Origin of the sequence: Oricola sp., assembly GCF_022763245.1 — a bacterium.
Taxonomy (GTDB): domain Bacteria; phylum Pseudomonadota; class Alphaproteobacteria; order Rhizobiales; family Rhizobiaceae; genus Oricola.
In genome coordinates this window covers 325,298-342,744 of sequence record NZ_JALEGV010000014.1, presented here as the reverse complement: position 1 = coordinate 342,744, position 17,447 = coordinate 325,298, and the positions used below count along the sequence as shown (strand labels likewise).

Below are 17,447 nucleotides of genomic sequence, written 5' to 3'. Positions count from 1 at the left end.
CGCTATCCCTCCGCCGAATTCTGCGTGAAGGCGATGAAGCGTTCGCGCAGCAGGCGGATCGCGGGAAGGTCGTGATTGGTGCCCGACGTCCAGATCGCGACATTGCGAGCGGGCAGGTCGACGCCCACCCGGACCTCGGTGAAACGCTTCTCGCCCGGCAGCAACTCGACCAGCCGGCGCGGCAGGACGCACATCACGTTCGACGAATTGAGAAGGTGCAGCGTCATCGTCGCGTCGCCGCTGAAATTCATGAACACGCCGTCATTCTTCAAGCCGAGCATATGAAGCACCTCCCGGGTCGATCCGCGCAGGCCCGACACCGCACCCATCGCGATCCACTTCTGGCCTGACAGTTCCTCGCTGGGAACGATGCCCTCGCGGCCGGCGAGCGGGCTCTTCGCGCCGGCATAGATCGCGATCCGGTCGTCCAGCACGACCTCCTGGGTCAGCCTTGCCTGCGCCCGGTTGATCCGCGACGGCGCGAAGACGACGTCGAGCTCGCCCTGGTCGAGGCGGTTGATCAGCCGCGCGACGGACCCGACCTCGATCCTGAGCGCGCTCTTCCAATCATTGGCGAGAGCGTCCTCCAGGAACCGCCCCATCAACGCGACGGCGAGAACCGGCCCCACGCCGATCCGCAACTCCTTGGTCAGGCCGAGACGCCACTGGTCCACCGCGTCGTCGGCGCGCAGCGCGCTGCCGGCGATCGCGCGCCCCTCCTGCGCCAGCGTTTCGCCGATCTGCGTCGGCGTCACGCCGTAGCGGTCGCGGCGCAGGAGCGAGGAGCCGACCTGGTCCTCCAGGATGCGGACCATGCGGCTCAGCGTCGGCTGCGTCACGTTCAGCCGGCGCGCCGCGTGCTTCATCGAACCGAGGTCCACGATCACGGCGAATTGGTAGAGATGCTTGGGGTCCATCAGGTATGCACTGGCGTATCGAAGAGCGGAAATACGAATTTTACTCAAGACCTGAGAAAAGGCAAAGTCGCGCGCAGCATCAGCTCATCAAGGGAGGAGAACGATGAATCTGATCCGCGCAACGGCGCTTGTCGCCGGCTTGTCCGTGACGCCCGCATGCCTTGCCGAAACCCTGACCGTCGAAACGGGCACGCCCTCGGGCCTGACCACGCTGTCCATGCAGGTCATCGCGACCTATGGCGACCTCGACCTTCAGATCAATTCCGGCCAGACGCTCACCCGCGCCTGCCTGAAGGCCGGCATGGGCGAGATCGACGTCTCGATCTGCCCGCCACCGGCGATGGGCGCCATGTCGAAGGGCGTCGGCCCCTACAAGGACGTCTCCGAGGACGCCAAGGCCGCCTACCAGAACCTGCGCGGGCTGTTCGCCTTTTCCGCCGGATTCTTCCACGCCATCGTCAAGGCCGACAGCGGCATCGAGGACTGGCAGGACGCCTTCGGCAGCCGCATCTTCACCGGTCCGCCGGCCGGGTCCGCCAACGGGCAGAGCCAGTCGATCATCGAGGCCGCGTCCGGCATGAAGGCGGGCGACGACTACGAGGCGGTGAACCTCGGCTGGGGCGCCGGACTGCAGGCCTTCCAGGACGGCCAGTTCGAGGTCTTCATGCGGCCCGCCCCGATCGGCGTCTCGGTCATCGAGCAGCTCGGCCCGATCCGTCTCCTGACGCTCTCCGAGGAAGCCCAGCAATCCGAGGTGTGGAAGGAATACACCGCGCAGGAAAGCCGCTTTGCCGGCACCATTCCCGCCGGAACCTACGCCAACGCCGTCAACGAGGAGGACGTGACGGTCGCCGAATACTCCATGCAGGCCGCCGTGCATGCCGACATGGACGAGGAGACCGCCTACCAGCTGACGAAGCAGTTCTGGGGCAATCTCGACGCGGCAAAGTCCGACATCAAGGTCCTGGCCGGCATCAACGCCGAACAGCCCTTCATCGGCATGAACCTGCCGCTGCATCCGGGCGCCATCCGCTACTACAAGGAAATCGGGATCGAGATCCCGCAGGAGCGCATGTAACAGGCGCCGGCCTCCCGGGCGCAGGGACCGCGCCCGGGAAACCCCCACTTGCGGAAACATCGACATGACTGAGACCGAACGGGACAGGCAGCGCAGGCGACTGGCGTCGCGCTGCTTCGGATGGGGCGCGCTCGCGATGACGGCGGCCTCCATCGAAATGATCATCGCGCTGAAATTCAACCTCCAGCGCTATCCCGAGATACCGCTCGGATTTGCCGACATCAATTGGGCGCGCGCGCTCCTTCTGGCCTCGTTCGCGCTGTTCGCGCTCGCGCTGGCGCGGTTTCGCGCCGTCGAGCCCTCCGCCGGGCGCGGTCTCGCATGCGTCGTGCTCGCGCTCGCCGTGGCCGCCGCCGACGCCGTTATCGGCTTCGATTTCTCCAGCGTGACCGGCGAGGCCGCGATGTCGATCTCGACCGCCTCCGTCGCTGTCGGCAGCTTCGCCGTGCGCGTGATCCCGTGCACGGCTCTCGTCTGCGCCTTCCTCGCCCTGGCGCTGACGCGCCTCGACGCCGAGGCGGGCGCGCTCGAACGCTGGAGCCGCACCGCGGGCCTTGCCATGGGCGTCATCGGCATGCTCGCCGTCCTGCCCGGCCTGCCGTTCGAATATGTCGGCATCGGCGACTTCAACGTCCGCGAACTGTTCGCCGCCGACAACCGGCTGTTCCGCGGCAATTTCCAGATCGGGCCGGCAAGCCCGACCCATGTCTACTACGCGGCGATGTTCCTTCTCGCCTCCTTCATCACGGTGCTGACGCTCGGCGCCGACGGGGAGGAAGGCGTCGCCGGCCAGCACACGACGTGGATCGACTGGCTCGCCTTCGCGGCGATCGCCTTCTCCGTGTTCCAATATGTCTTCGTCGGCATCGAGAAGATGTCGTTCTCGACCTTCGACGCCCATACCGCCGTGCTCGGCTGCGTCGCGATCCTCTATCTGTGCTACCGCGTCTATGGCGTCGCGCTGGCCGTCTGCGGGCTGGTCGCCTTCGCCTATTTCTTCGTCTCCGGCATCCTGCCCGGTATCTTCAACGCCGAATATGGCGGCTACGCCTCGGTGGCCGAGAACCTCTGGTTCAACAACAACAAGGCAGTCCTCGGCAGCAAGCTCGGCATCCTCCTCAACAACGTCCTGCCGTTCATCGTCTTTGGCGCGCTTCTGGCGGCGACGGGGGCCGCGAAGTCGCTGATCACCATCTCGTTCGTGCTGATGCGCAACACCAAGGGCGGGCCGGCCCATGCCGCCGTCCTCGCCTCGGGCATGTTCGGATCGGTGTCGGGATCGGCGGTCTCCAACGTGGTGGGAACCGGCGTCATCACCATCCCGATGATCAAGAAGCGCGGCTACACGGCGGAATTCGCCGGCGGCGTGGAGGCGACCGCCTCGACCGGCGGCCAGATCATGCCGCCGATCATGGGCGCGGCGGCCCTCGTCATGGCCGACCTCACCGGCACCGCCTATCTGCACATCATGATCGCGGCGCTGATCCCGGCGCTCGCCTACTACCTGTCGCTGTTCGTCACCATCGTCTTTGAATCGCGGCGGCTCGGCATCGCCCCGCAGCGGCTGGAGGACCTGCAGCAGATCACCCGGCAGGACTACATCAACGTCATCCTCCTGGTGCTCGTCCCGCTCTTGATCGTCATCTGGCGCCTGATCCAGGGCGCGTCGCCGGCCGGCTCGGCGGTGACCGCGATCCTGGCGCTCATCCTGCTGTCGGCCATCAGCCCGACGGTGCGCAGGAACCCGGCCGTGCTGTTGCAGGCGATCGCGTCGGGCGGCGTCACCTTCGGGCGGCTGCTGATGGTCGTCGGCGTCGTCGGCATCATCGTCGGCGTCATGTCGACGACGGACCTGCCGTCGAAACTCGGCCGCGAGATCAGCGACCTGGCCTCCGTCGCGCTGGTCCTGACGCTGGCGATCAGCGCGGTCGTCTCGCTGCTGCTCGGCATGGGCATGCCGACGCTGCCCGCCTATCTGACCGTGATCATCATTCTCGGCCCGGCGCTGCACTCGCTCGGCCTGTCGGTGATGACCGCGCACATGTTCGTCTTCTATTACGGCGTCGCCTCGGCGATCACGCCACCCGTGGCGGTGGCCGCCTTCGCCGCGGCCGCGGTGGCGGGCGCGAAACCCGTGGCGACGGGCATGACAGCGGTCAGGATCGGCATCGTCATCTTCGCAGTGCCGTTCATGTTCGCGCTCAATCCCGACATGCTGATCGTCTCCGCCGCCTTCAACGAGGGCGACGCGTTCTCCATCGTCGGCCTCGTCTCGGTGCTGATCCGCACGGCCGGGATGATCTATCTCTTCGCCAGCGCGACCAGCCGCTACGACAAGACGCGGCTCGCCGGCTGGGAAATCCTGGCACGGCTGGGCCTGGCCGCCCTCCTGGTCGCGCCGGGCTACGAGATCCACCTGCCGGCCGCGATCGCCGCGCTGGGCCTCGTCCTCCTTCACCACTACCGGCAACCGAACATGAAACAGGCAGCATGACCGAGCGCCCCGATTTTCTCTTCATCATGACCGACCAGCACCGGGCCGACTGGCTCGGCTGCTGCGGCCATCCCGTCGTGCGGACCCCGAACATCGACGCGCTGGCGGCGGGCGGCACGCGGTTCGACCAGTTCTTCGTCGCCACCCCCGTCTGCATGCCCAACCGGGCGAGCTTCATGACCGGGCGCTACCCGACCGTGCACGGCCTGCGCTACAATGGCTGCCTGCTGTCGCAGCGCGCCAACACCTTCGTCGAGGTGCTGCGCGCCGGCGGCTACCGCACCGCCTCGATCGGCAAGTCGCATCTGCAGCCCTTCACCGACAACGAACCCTTTGCCCGCAACCCGTTCCAGTCCGGCCCGATCGAGGAGGCCTGGAAGCCCGACACCGGCGACTACACGGCCGAAGAGCCCGGCCGCTACGACGCCGAGGGGCGCTACCGGGTTCCCACGCCCTATTACGGCTTCGACCACGTCGACATGGTGACCGGCCACGGCGACCAGGCCGGCGGCCATTACCGCCAGTGGTTCCGCGAGACCTATCCGAACTGGCGCGAGCTCACCGACCCGGCAAACGAGTTGCCGCACAACTACACCTGCCCGCAGGCCTTCCGCACGCCGATCCCCGAGGAGGCCTACCCGACTGCCTATATCCGCGACCGCGCGGTCGATTACCTGAGCGCGAACGCCGAAAGCGACGCGCCGCTCTACACCTTCGTCTCGTTTCCCGACCCGCACCATCCGTTCAATCCGCCGGGCCGCTACTGGGACATGTACAGCCCCGACGATTTCGACCTGGACGTCCGCTTCGAGGATCACGAGAACCCGCCGCCGCCGCTCCTGCATGCGCGCCGCGAATTCGAGGCCGGCCGCCTGCCGCAGGTCCGGCAGATGAGCTTCATGGCCTCCGACCAGCATGTGCGCGAGGCGATGGCGTTGACGGCGGGGATGATCACGATGATCGACGACGCGGTCGGCGCGATCGTCGACGAGTTGAAGGCAAGCGGCCGCTTCGACAACACCGTGATCGTCTTCAACGCCGACCACGGCGACTATCTGGGCGATTTCAACCTGATGCTGAAAGGCGCCTGGCCGAAGGATTCCATCACCCGCGTGCCGATGATCTGGTCGGACCCGGCCCGGCGCGAGGCGGCCTCGACGGCGGCGCTCGCCTCGACGGTGGACCTGGCGCCGACGATCATCGAACGGGCCGGCCTGCGCCCCTATTACGGCATGCAGGGCAAGAGCTTCTGTCCCGTGCTGGAAGGCGGCGACGGCGCCCGCGAGAACGTCTTCATCGAGTACAATGACGGCGGCAAGCGCATGGGCTTCGACCAGCCGGCGCGGGTGCGCACGCTGGTGACGCCCGACTGGCACCTGTCGCTCTACAAGGATCTCGACTGGGGCGAACTCTACGACCGCCGGTCCGACCCGCAGCACCGCAGGAACCTCTGGGAATCGCCCGAGCATGCCGATGTCAGGGCCGAACTGGTCCTGACGCTCACCCATGCGCTGATCAACCAGATGGACGAAAGCCCGCGCTCCAAGCGGCTGGCCTGAGACGCAGCTTTCCCGTCAGCCCTGCGGCGGGGTGCGGCTGACGCCGATGATCTGGAACGGAGCCCATGCCGACGGGTGGGCGAGCGACAGGCTGGCGTCGCTGGAGGGATCGGCCGCCACCTCCTGCATCGCGGCGCGGAAGGCGCGGGCGCGCGGTTCGCCCTTACGCATCGCGGCAAGCGCGCCGGTCGTCAGGCGCGCCGTCGTGTTGTCCTGCACCTTCCAGTAGGAGACGAGCAGGCTCTGCGCGCCGGCATAGAAGAAGCCGCGGGCAAGCCCGGTCAGGCCGCCCGCGTCGGGCGCCCCGCCGGCGGCGGTGTCGCAGGCCGACAGGATGACCCAGTTCGCCGAAAGCCGCAGCTGGGCCGCCTCCGACGCCGTCAGCAGTCCGTCATTCTCGGGTCCCTCCGGCTGTTGCGGCGGCGTCAAGGCGAGCGCCGGCTCGGCTAGCGTTCCGAAGGTTCCGGCGATCAGGCCGTGGGTCGCGAGAAGCACGGTGTCGGCGCTGGCGAGCGTGCCGCGTTCGGCTTCCGCGCGCAGCCGGGCTTCGCTCGCCTCGGCGCCGAGAAGCACCGTGCTGCGGTCGGGACCGTAAAGGGCGGCGAGTTTCTGCACCTCGGCGCGCGTGCCCGGCAGGCGCGCCAGCGCGTTCACGCCGGCGGCCCGGCTTTGCGGCGCGGCCGGCAGGGTCAGGCGCGCATCCGGCGCCGACGCTTCCGCCGCGCCCTGGAACTCCGGATCGCCGAGCGCGAACAACAGGCCGTTGTCGGACCGGGTCTCGCCCCCGCGCTGCCGCTCGCTGCGCAGCGTGGAAAGCGTCGGCAGGATCGACAGCGAATGTTCGAGCCCGAGCCAGGCGGTGTCGCGCAGCGCCGCCGGATCGGTGTCTTCGCCCTGCGGCGGCCGGGCGACGAGCGCGTTCAGCTGCAGGCTGAGCAGCGCCCCCTGCGGCGAGACGATCCAGTCCGGCTTGTCGGCGATCAGCGCCGCGATCGCCTCGGCGCCGAACAGCGCGGCGTAGAGATCATGCGCCATCGTCCGGTCGTAGCCCTGGACCCGCCGCTGGCGTTTGGCCGCCGCAGCGCGGGTGCCACTGCCGCCGTCGAGCTGCCGGTGCAGGGTTGCGATCATCGTCTCGATGCGGTCGGCGGGCAAGGGCAGTTCGGCCCATGCCGCGTCGTCGCGGGTGACGGCCCAGACGAGGCCGGTCTCCCGTCCGCGCCCGGGAAACAGCAGGATCAGCGCTTCTGTCGGTCCCAGCAGGGTCCGCGCTTCCGCAAGGTCGAGCGGCGGCGGGGCGACCAGCTCGTAGAAATCGGGAAAGCCGGTGCGGATGCGGCTCTCGCTCGCCAGCACCTGCTCCTCCGCCGCGTCGCGGGCCTTGAACAATTGCCGGCGCAGCGGCGCGTCACCGGCCATGTCGCTTGCGGCAAGCTGCACGTCGAGCTGGTCGCGCGCGGCCCGCGCGTCGTCCCAGGCGGCGACCTCCCGGCTGAGACCGACGCGCCCGGCGGCGATGCGGGCCTGGGCCCGGGCCATGGCTTCCGCTGCGCCGTCCATGCTGCGCGACTGGATTGCCGCGAAGGCCTCGTCGCGCAGCGTCCCCGCGCTGTCGGTCTCGGCAATAGCGAGAGCATGGGCCGCAAAGGCGACCATGGCGCCGGCCCGCGCCGAAGTCTCCGCCGCGGTCTCGCGCCCGCTTCCTGCCGCGCCCGCGCGCGCCGTCAGCACTTCGCGTTCGCCGGCCAGCGCCTTGCGGGCCGCGGCCAGCGCGAGGCGCGGTTGATCGTTGGCCAATTGCGCCTGAGACAGGGTGGTGTAGCTGAGCAGCGTCTCCGGGTTCAGCGGACCCAAAACGGCCTCGCGCGTCTCGGCGGCCGCAGACAAGAGCGCCAAGCCGTTTTCCAGGTCCCCCGTCTTGAAATGGCCGACGCCGGCGTTGAACAGGCTGGTGAGCCGTTCGGGATGATCGGCCGGAAGCAGCGCGCTGCGGACCTTCAGCACCGCATCGTACTGCATGGCGGCCGCATCGCGCTCACCCAGCGCGGAAAGAGTCACCGCCAGATTGTTGCGCGCGGTCAGGGTGTAGGGATGGTCCGGCCCGTAACCCGACTCGCTGAGGCGCAGCACCTCGCGGTTGAGCGGTTCGGCGGCAGCCGGATCGTCGATGCGCAAATAGCTGGAGGCGAGGTTCCCGGCCGCAGCGAGCGTGTCAGGATGGGCCCTGCCGAGCGTTTGCGCCGACAGGTCGAAGATCGCCTCCTGGTGGCGGATGGCTTCCTCGGTCCGGCCGGTCTTCGCCAGCAGCAGGGCGAGGTTTCCGGCCGTCGACAGCGTGTCGCGATCACCCGCCTCCAGCACCGCCTCCTGCGCGGCGAGCGTGGTGCGGAACAGGCTCTCGGCCTCCTCGAAGCGGCCCTCGGCATTGAGCGTCGTCGCAAGGCTGTGCTGCGCGAACAGGGTCTGCCGCGCCTCCGGGCCGACGACGTCGCGGAGCGTCTCGGCAGCGCGGCGCTGGATCGTTTCCGCCTCGCTCAGCCGGCCGAGTTTCGCGAACGCGATGCCGAGCTCCGTCATGCTGTGCAGCGTTTCGGGATGGTCGGCGCCGAGCGTCGCGGTGCGCACATCCAGCACCTCGGCCTGCAGCGCGGCGGCCTCGCGATAGCGCCCGAGATTGGAGAGCGTGGACGCAAGATTGGCGCGCGCGATCAGGGTTTCCGGGTCGGTCTCGCCGAGCACCGTCGCCCGCATCGCGGCGACCCGCCGGTCGAGCGGCAGCGCCTCGTCATAGCGGCCGGCCGCGTTGAGCGCGACGGCGAGATTGTTGAGGGTGACGAGCGTATCGGGATGGTCGGGCCCGAGCGCCGCCTCGCGCCGCCGCGCAAGATCGCGGTAGAGCGCGATGGCGTCGTCGGCCTTGCCCGATTGCTGCAGCAGCAAGGCGAGCTGTTCGCCGAAGGCCAGCGTCGTCGCGTCGTCGGGACCGGCGAGGCTCGACTGCAATTCGTAGGTCTGACGGCGTAGCGGAAGCGCCTCCGACGGGCGGTTGCGCTCGGCGAGCACGATCGCCAGCGCGTCGAGATTGTAGAGCGTGTTCTCGCTTTGCGGGCCGGTGGCGCTTTGATTGAGCGGCAGGGCTTCCTTCAGGCGCAGTTCCGCCTTTGCCAGATCGCCCTCCTGGAGCGCGCCGATGCCGAGGAAGAAACCGACATAGCCGAGCGCTTCCTCGAACCGCGCCGTCAGCGGGTCGGTGGCGCCGAGGCGACGCCGGGCGATCGAAAGTCCCGTCCGGTAGGCGTCGGCCGCGCCCTCAAGGTCGCCCGTCTCCTCCGCGACCCGCCCGAGAAAATAGTGCGTGCCGGCGGTCTGGCCGTGCTCGGGGCCCCAGGTCGCCTGCTCCATGGCCAGAAGGGCGCGCGCCGCCGTCGCCGCGGCGGCGTGGTCGCCGGCCGAAAAGGCGTCGCGCATGGCGCTTTCCAGATCCGCCATCCGCGCCTGCTCGGCGGCGTCCGGCTCGCGAATGTCGGGACCGGCGTGCATGGTTTCCTGTCCCTGCCCCTCGACCGGCGAGGTCTCGCCTGCGGCGGGAACGGGCATGGCGGCGATCGAGGCGGTCAGGGCCGCCGATGCCGCAAGCGATCGCAGGATGCGCCGGATCACGAATGTCATTCCTTCATGCTCACTGGATGAGGATGTCGACCGTCGTCGCCTTGCCGGCCGCATCGATGACCGTCAGCTTGGAGACGCCCTTGCCGTCGGGCACCCAGGCGGCGGTGCGGCGGCGGAAGAGGCCGTCGAGCGGCCGGCCGTTGGCGATCCAGCGGAACGGCGCGCGGCCGCCCTGCAGCTTCAGGATCAGCGGCGAGAATTCATCGCCCGACGCGCTGGCCAGTTCGACGCGGGCGCCCTGCGGCGGATAGACGATCTCCGGATCGCTGGTGGCGCCGGCGACCGGCACCAGCTCCGCGCCCTTCGGCACGAAGCGCTTCAGCCCCTCCGGAAGGTCCGCGCGCTCGATGCGTCGGGCGCCGGGCGGCGGGCCGGCAAACGGTTCGGGCGCCAAGCCGGAGCGCGCGAAGGCCTCGAACAGGATCGGCGCGGCGGCGGTGATGCCGGTGGAGCCCGGAACCGCGCCATTGTCGGGGCGGCCGACCCAGACGCCGAGCACGTAGCGGCCGTCGAAACCGACCGACCAGGCGTCGCGATAGCCGTAGGAGGTGCCGGTCTTGTAGGCGATGGGCCGCGCCGCGGACGCTGCCGGCGCGGGGATGCCGGACAGGATGTCGCTCACCTGCCATGCGGCCTTGGCCGAGAGGACGGTGCTGAGCTTGTAGGGTTCGCGCACGCCATGGATGCCGTCGGTCAGCGTGACCGCGTTGCCGCCATTGGCGAACGCCGCATAGGCCTGCACGAGGTCGGCCAGCGAGAGGCCGATCCCGCCGAGCCCGATCGCGAGACCGGGCTGCTCCTCCTTCGGCAGGACCGGCTCCGCGCCCCCTCGTCTCAATCGCTGCATCAGCGCCGCCGGGCCGACCGTCTCCAGAAGCTGCACGGCCGGCACGTTGAGCGACATCTGCAGCGCCGCGCGCACGCTGACGTCGCCCTGGTAGGTCGTGTCGAAATTCTCGGGCCGATAGCCGGCGAAATTGGTCGGCCGGTCGCGCATCATGGTTTCGGGCATGATGACGCCCTGTTCCAGCGCCAGCCCGTAGATGAAGGGCTTCAGCGTCGAGCCGGGCGAGCGCGGCACGCGCGTCATGTCGACCCAGCCGGCGCGCGAGGAATCGAAATAGTCCGCCGCGCCGACTTCGGCCAGGATGTCGCCGGTGCGCGCATCGGCCAGCATCAGGGCGAGCGACAGTTTCGGCCCGAGCCGGGTCGCGGCGTTGCGGGCGACGGTCTCCAGCGCCTGCTGGATGTCGCGGTCGAGCGTCAGCGCGATGCGCGTCTCGTCCGGCTTGGCGCGGATGGCGGCCTCGGCCAGATGCGGGGCGAGCGCCGGCAGGCGGCGGCGGTCGCCCGACAGGCTCGCCGCCGACGCGCGTGCCACCTCGACCGGCTCGATCACCCCGGCATCGGCCATGCGCTGCAGAACGCGGTCGCGCGCGGTTCGGGCCGCCTGCGGATGCCGGTCCGGCCGCCGCGTTTCCGGCGCCTGCGGCAGCGACACGAGCAGCGCGGCCTCCGACAGGCGCAGCTTCTTCGGCTCCTTGCCGAACCAGGCGAGCGACGCCGCGCGGATGCCCTCGATATTGCCGCCATAGGGCGCGAGCGTCAGGTAACGCTCGAGAATCTCGTCCTTGGTCAGCCGCCGCTCGATCTGCAGCGCGCGGAACATCTGGGTGAGCTTGGTCGACAGGTTGCGGCCGCCGCCGACATCGCTCAGCCGGGCAAGCTGCATCGACAGCGTCGAGCCGCCGGAAACGATGCGGCCATTGGCGATGAACTGGAGCCCGGCGCGCAGCATCGCCGCCGGATCGACACCGGCATGGTCGCGGAACCGCTTATCCTCATAGGCGATCAGCAAGCGGACGAATTGCGGATCGACCTCGTCGAGGCCGACCGGCAGGCGCCAGCGGCCCTCTTCGGTGGCGAATGCGCGCAGCAGCCGGCCGTCGCGATCGACCACCTGCGGCGAGACGGCGATCTCACCGAGCGGCGGCAGGGGATAGGCGCGGTCGAGCGCGAGGAACGCGCCGGCGCCGACAAGCGGCAGCGCCACGGCGACAAGTCCCGCCGCCGCGGCGATCCGCCATCTGCGTCGTGACCGCGTCATGGTCACTCGGCGGTCACCAGCATGCGGCCGGTCGCCGTGCGCGCCGACAGGCCGGGCCGGTACATGTCCTCAACGCTGGCGGCCGGATGGGCGTAGTTGCCCGGCGTCACCGCGCGCACGACATAGGCGAACGAGAACTCCCGGTCGCCCCGGCCCGAGCGGTTGAACGCGGCGACGAAGCGGTCGTCGCGATACTCGCTATGGGCGTAGGAGACGTTGCCGAGCCACGGGAAGTTGGTCAGTTCGGCCGATCCGACGATGTTCGGATTGTCGATCTCGAAGCCCGCCGGCAGCAGGTCCGTGACGAGGATCCGCGACGGCCAGGCGTTGAGCTCGTTCACCGTCAGGACGACGACATAGCGCTCGTTCTGCTTGACCTCCGTGACGCTGACCTCCTCGCCCTCCAGCGAATAGTAGCGGCGCTGGATGGCAAAGCCGTCGCCGCCGGCCGGCAGCGGCTGCTTCGGCGCGGCGACCGTGGTGATCGTCACGTCGACCGGGTTGTCACCGCGATTGGTCACGCGGATCGGCGCTGTTACGAGCAGCGATCCCTCGACGCGCTCGGCGAACGGCCCGTCATGGGTCGTGCCGTTGACGTCGAGATCGATGCCGTTCTCGTCGGCCGCGAGCGCGCGGGCGGCGAGCAGCATCCAGGCCTCGTCCTGCGTCGAGGTCCAGCGCGTCGATTTGCGGATGCCGGAGACGTAGCCGATCATTTCCTCGACCGAGGAAACGGAAGGTTGGGTCTCGGCGGCCAGCGCCAGCATGGCCGCCCCGTCACGCAGCCGCGAACCGTAATCCGTCCGCCAGACCGATTGCGGCCCGGTGGCCCGCGCCAGCGTCAGCGCCGAACTGAACGCGTTTTCCGCGCCTGTTTGGTCGCCGTAGAGCGCCAGGCTCGCGCCGAGCTGCGCACGCGACATCGGACTCTTGAACGCGTCGATCTGGGTTTCCGAATAGTAGCGCAGATCGGTAAGCGAGGCCCGCCGGTTGCGCGCCAGGACATAGAGCGCATAGGCGATCTCGCTGCCCTGCGAGGCCAGGTCGCTGGAATAGGCGAGCGTGTTCTGGAGATTGTCCAGCGCCTGCATCATCGCCTGTTCCGGCACGTCGTAGCCCTGCTCGCGCGCCCGGGTGAGGAAATCCGTGACATAAGCGTCGAGCCATTCGTCGCCGCCGCCGGGACCCCACAGCCCGAAGCTGCCGGAGGAGGACTGGTAGTTCAAGACCCGGTCGATCGCGCCCTGGATGCGCTTGGCAAGGTCCGGATCGTCCGGCAGGCCCGCATTGCGCGCCAGCTGCGAGACATAGAGCAGCGGCAGGGCCCGGCTCGTGGTCTGCTCGGCGCAACCATAGGGGTACCGGTCGAGCGTCATCAGCAAGGACGGGATGTCGAAGGCCGTGTCGCGCGACACGCCGACGGAGACGGACGCCCCGTCGAGGATGCTGGCGGCCAGCAATTCCCGGTCGATGGAAATCGCGCCGCCATTGGCCGCGAGCGGCACCTCCATGCGCGTCGTGACCGGCAGGGTCTCGGCACGCACCGGAACGTAGCGGGTGGCCGCCAGCGCAATCCCGTCGGCATGGGCGAGCCGCACGGTGACCGTGCCGCTGCCGATCTCTTCGGCGGAAAGCTGCAGCCGCACGGACTCGCGGGCGCCCGAGGCAAGCGCGACGGTCATCGTCTGGACGCTGGCGGACAGTTCCTCGCTCGGCGCGATGCTGAGCTCGTAGTCGCCCGCCGGCCCGTCGGTGTTGGCGAGTTCGACCAGCATCTGCGTCGTGTCGCCCACCGCCATGAAGCGCGGCGTGCTGGCCATGATGACCACCGGATCGCGGATGATCACGTCCTGCGTGCCGTGGCCGACGCCCTCGCCCGACCAGGCAACCGCCATCAGCCGTGCCGTGCCGTTGAACTGCGGCACGTCGAAACTGACGGTCGCCTTGCCGTCGGCGTCGAGCCGCACGATGCCCGAATAGAGCGCCAGCAGCTTCTCGGTCGGAGGGCTGCCATTGGGACGCAGCCCCATGCCGTCGCCGCCGGTGCGCAGCTTGCCCATCTCGCCGGCCGAGCCATCGATGAGCCGGCCGTAGAGGTCGCGCATCTCCAGGCCGAGACGGCGCTGGCCGAAATACCAGCCTTCCGGCGCCGGCGGCTCGTGGCGCGTCAGGTTGAGAATGCCGACATCGATGGCGGCCAGCGTGACATAGGCCTCCTCGCCCGCCTTCAGCCCGGCCACGGAGACCGGAACCGTCAGGGTCGAGTTGGGTTCGATGCGCTCCGGCGCATCAAGCGTGACGGCAAGCGCCCGCTCGCCCGGATCGACGCCCAGCCATTTGACGCCGATGGCGCGCATCGGCATGCGCGTCTTCTCCGCGTCACCCGGCCGGAAAAGCGTGGCGGTCACATAGGCGCCCGCGCCCCAGTCGGCGCTGACCGGAATGTCGACGGTCGTCCCGCCTTCCGGCACGGAGGCCGAGAAGGTCGCGAGCAGCCGCTCGGAGCCGACCGTGATCAGCGCCTCGCCGGCAAAGCGCGGCGAGATCTTGAGCTTCGCCGTCTCGCCGGGCGCGTATTTGCCCTTGTCGAGCGCGATCTCCAGCCCGTCGGGCGTGTCGGTCGACGAAGCCTCGACATAGTAGCCGGCATGGAACTCGACGCTCGAAATCGGTCCGGCTACATCGGGCGACGAGACGTCAAGGCGGTAGCGGCCCCAGTCGACGGGCGCGGAAATGGTGCCCGCGTCGTCGGCGGTGACGTCGATCGTCCCGGAGGCGATCTTGGTCGTCATTTCAACCGGCTCGTAGCGCCAGTAGGTGCCGTCGCGATACCATTGGTAATGCGTCTCGACGCGCACCAGCGACCATTTCATGCCCTGCATGTCGATGCGCCGGCCGTCGGTGCCGGCCGCGATCACCTGGAAGCCGGCCGTGCCGCCTTCGGGAACCTGGAAGTCGGCGAAATTCGGCCGGATGCCGATCATCTCGGTGGTCGGCGCGATGTCGAGGGCGAGCGACCGCTCGACCGGCCGGCCGCCATTCTCGCGCATGCGCACGGTGACCGTTCCGGTCAGGAGCCGCGTCGTGTCAGCGGCCTCGTCGAGACCGACCTCGAACACGGCCTTGCCGTCCCCGTCGAGCGCCGGGAGGTCATAGAGCCCCTCGGTGCGTTCGACCTCGCTGACATCCTCGTCGGTCAGGCCGAAGACGTAGCCAGGAAAGGCGCTCCAGCTCTGCGTCGTGGCGACGGAGAGATCGCCCTCCAGCGTCAGACCCGCCGCCGGCGCGCCATAGAGGAAGCGTCCGTCGACCTGCAGTTCCGTCGGCTGGCCGATGACCATGCCGCCGCCGGTCAGCGTGAATTCCGCCCGGTCCGGCACGAAATCCTCGACCAGGAAGTTCTTCTCGGCCAGCGGCTCTTCGTCGGGATCGGTGTAGACGCGCATCGTCCAGGCGCCGCGTTGCGCGTTGCTCTGCAGCGTCAGGTCGACCGAATGGCCGCCGGCTTCAGCGCCCCTGGAGACGATGCGGCGGTCTTCCATGCCGTCGGGACGGGTGAAGATGAACACGACGGGCAGGTCGGCAACGGCACGCGCCGCGCCGTCACGCGTCAGCGCCTGGGCGTGCACGGTCTCGCCGGCGCGATAGATGCCGCGTTCCGTCCAGGCGAACACGTCGAGCGCGCCCGCGGCCGGACGGCCGGTGACGCCGCGGTCGGAGAAGTCGAAGCCCGCTTCCACGAGGTCGAGAAAGACGAAATCGTCGCCCTCGCCCTGCGCGGTCAGCGCGACGGGCTCAAGCCCGGCCTCGCCGCGCGTCAGGCCCGGCTCGAAGCGCGCCATGCCCTCGGCATCGGTCACCACTTCGCCCAGCACCTCGTTGTTGCGCGCGATCAGGGTCAGCGCCACGCCGTCGATCGGCTGCGCACCGCCGAGCGACCGGGCAAAGACGGTCAGCCCGTCCTCGCCGGTAAACGTCGTCAGCCCGATGTCGGAGACAACGAACCATTGCGTGGCCTTCGGATCCCAGTAGTCGCTGCGGTCGCCCGCCGCCTTGGCCGTCATCACATAGACGCCCGGCTTGCGCTGCGGCACGGCCTCGTCGACCGGGAAGCTGGTGGTGACTTCCTTGTTCAGCTCGTTGCGGATGTCGATCTCGCCTTTCCAGACAGGCTCGCCGATCTCGGCGCGGATCTGTTCCAGCGAATAGCCGCGCAGCTGCGTCAGGAAACGCTCCTCGGCCAGGGCCCGGGCGAGGCCGCGATCGCCGACGCGATAGAGCTCGATATCGGCCTTGTCGGTGTTGACCGAGATGATCGGAATGCCGCGGCGCGCGGTGCCCGGCAGCACGAAATTGTCGCCGGTGAAGCGCAGGCTCGGCTGGCGGTCCGGCACGAAGATGTTGAGCGCCACCGGCTTTTCCAGCACCTCGCCGATCTTCGACGGCAGGCCGGCGCGCAGCGTGATGCGGTAGCGGCCGCCATGATCGAGACCGTCGATGCAGATCTCGCGGCTGTTGACGACGAGCGACTGCGGCGACGCGCCGTCCAGCGTGACGAAGCTGGAGAAGTCGGCGGCGGCGAGGTCTTCGGAGAACTGCACGCAGGCGCGCGGCGTCGCCGCCTCGGCGTCGACCGTGTGTTCGAGCATGCGGAAGCCGTAGCGGCTGCGCGCGGCGGCATAGGCGTCGCGGATCTCGGCGGAATCGGCCAGTTCCAAGCTCGCCTTGTAGGCTTCGATGGCGGGCCGTCCGTCGGTCATCGCCTCGAAGGCGCGTCCCATCAGGGCCAGCGCGTCGGCGCGGTTCGAGAGGGTCCGCGAGGTCTGGTAGGCGTTGAAGGCGGCGGCAGCGGCGGTCTCGCGCAGCTTGCGGCGCTCGTTCGACTGCGCGTCGATGGCCATCGCGGCCCGCGCTATGCCCGCCCAGGAGGCGGAGTCTTCCGGCGCGAGCGCGGCGGCGAGGCCGAACTTGGCCAGCGCGGTGCGCGGATCGCCGGATCGCGCGGCCGCCTCGCCCTGCGCCGACAGGGCCCCGACGCTGTCAGCGAAATTGGCCGGCAGGGCGGCGATGAGATTGCTGCGGTAATTGGTGGCGAGCGTCGTGTAGCCGCTGGCGAACGTCAGTTCGCGGGGCGCGCCGAGATCCGGTTCCGATCCGTTTCCGACGACGCGACCGGCGATCGAGCCGGGGGAAGGCTGCAGCCGGCCGAAGTCGGATTTGAGGAAACACCAGTTGACCTTGGCGTTGTAGGTGAAGGCCCGGCAGCTGCCGTTGGACAGGCACAGCGTCTGGCACTGGTCCAGACTGACGTCCTTCGCCGTCGAAATGTCGAAGCCGTAATAGTCACCGTCCTGGCTGACGATGGCCCGGCGCCCGTCCTGTTGGGCGGCGGCGAGATTCACCGCAAGAAGGCTCGATACGAGAGCGGACAGGGCAAGAAAGAGTGCGCGCTTGATCACAGTGACGGACCTCCCCTGGTCAGGACAGGAGGCAGCCTCGCGCTGGTCCTGTCATAAGCGGCAAGCATTCGATCGTCGCACGATTGCGCCACGGCGACCGGTGTTGGGACCATTACAGGGGAGCTTTGCGCACAAAATGTGACACGCCGCATTATCGCGTTATC

7 protein-coding genes are annotated in these 17,447 nt (G+C 69.1%); 3 read left to right on the top strand and 4 right to left on the bottom strand.

Features of this window, described 5'->3' with window-relative positions:
- Nucleotides 1-2: 2 nt before the first annotated feature.
- Complete coding sequence (locus MRY80_RS09355) at nt 3-917, bottom strand: LysR family transcriptional regulator (RefSeq protein ID WP_293290332.1); 915 nt, start codon at nt 915-917, stop codon at nt 3-5.
- Nucleotides 918-1,020: 103 nt separating this feature from the next.
- Here MRY80_RS09355 and MRY80_RS09350 point away from each other — a divergent pair, with 103 nt between their 5' ends.
- The 3 genes from MRY80_RS09350 to MRY80_RS09340 all read left to right on the top strand — a co-directional run bounded on the left by MRY80_RS09350 (nt 1,021) and on the right by MRY80_RS09340 (nt 6,048).
- The gene (locus MRY80_RS09350) at nt 1,021-1,995 is read left to right on the top strand and encodes a TAXI family TRAP transporter solute-binding subunit (RefSeq protein WP_293290330.1); all 975 of its coding nucleotides are present in this window, start codon (nt 1,021-1,023) and stop codon (nt 1,993-1,995) included.
- A 64-nt stretch (nt 1,996-2,059) separates the two neighbouring features.
- Nucleotides 2,060-4,489, top strand: a complete 2,430-nt coding sequence (locus tag MRY80_RS09345) for a TRAP transporter fused permease subunit (RefSeq protein WP_293290328.1) — start codon at nt 2,060-2,062, stop codon at nt 4,487-4,489.
- Nucleotides 4,486-6,048: a sulfatase-like hydrolase/transferase gene (locus MRY80_RS09340; protein ID WP_293290326.1), complete on the top strand. Its 1,563-nt coding sequence runs from the start codon at nt 4,486-4,488 to the stop codon at nt 6,046-6,048. Before MRY80_RS09345 ends, MRY80_RS09340 begins: the two co-directional genes overlap by 4 nt.
- Nucleotides 6,049-6,063: 15 nt before the next feature.
- Here the strand turns inward: MRY80_RS09340 and MRY80_RS09335 are convergent, their stop codons facing one another.
- Genes MRY80_RS09335 through MRY80_RS09325 form a run of 3 tightly spaced genes read right to left on the bottom strand, consistent with a single transcriptional unit; the run spans nt 6,064 to nt 17,283 of the window.
- Nucleotides 6,064-9,717: a CHAT domain-containing tetratricopeptide repeat protein gene (locus tag MRY80_RS09335; protein ID WP_293290324.1), complete on the bottom strand. Its 3,654-nt coding sequence runs from the start codon at nt 9,715-9,717 to the stop codon at nt 6,064-6,066.
- Between the two features lie 10 nt (nt 9,718-9,727).
- Nucleotides 9,728-11,824, bottom strand: a complete 2,097-nt coding sequence (gene pbpC, locus MRY80_RS09330) for a penicillin-binding protein 1C (protein WP_293290323.1) — start codon at nt 11,822-11,824, stop codon at nt 9,728-9,730.
- A gap of 2 nt (nt 11,825-11,826) precedes the next feature.
- Complete coding sequence (locus MRY80_RS09325; RefSeq protein ID WP_293290321.1) at nt 11,827-17,283, bottom strand: alpha-2-macroglobulin family protein; 5,457 nt, start codon at nt 17,281-17,283, stop codon at nt 11,827-11,829.
- Between the last annotated feature and the right edge of the window lie 164 nt (nt 17,284-17,447).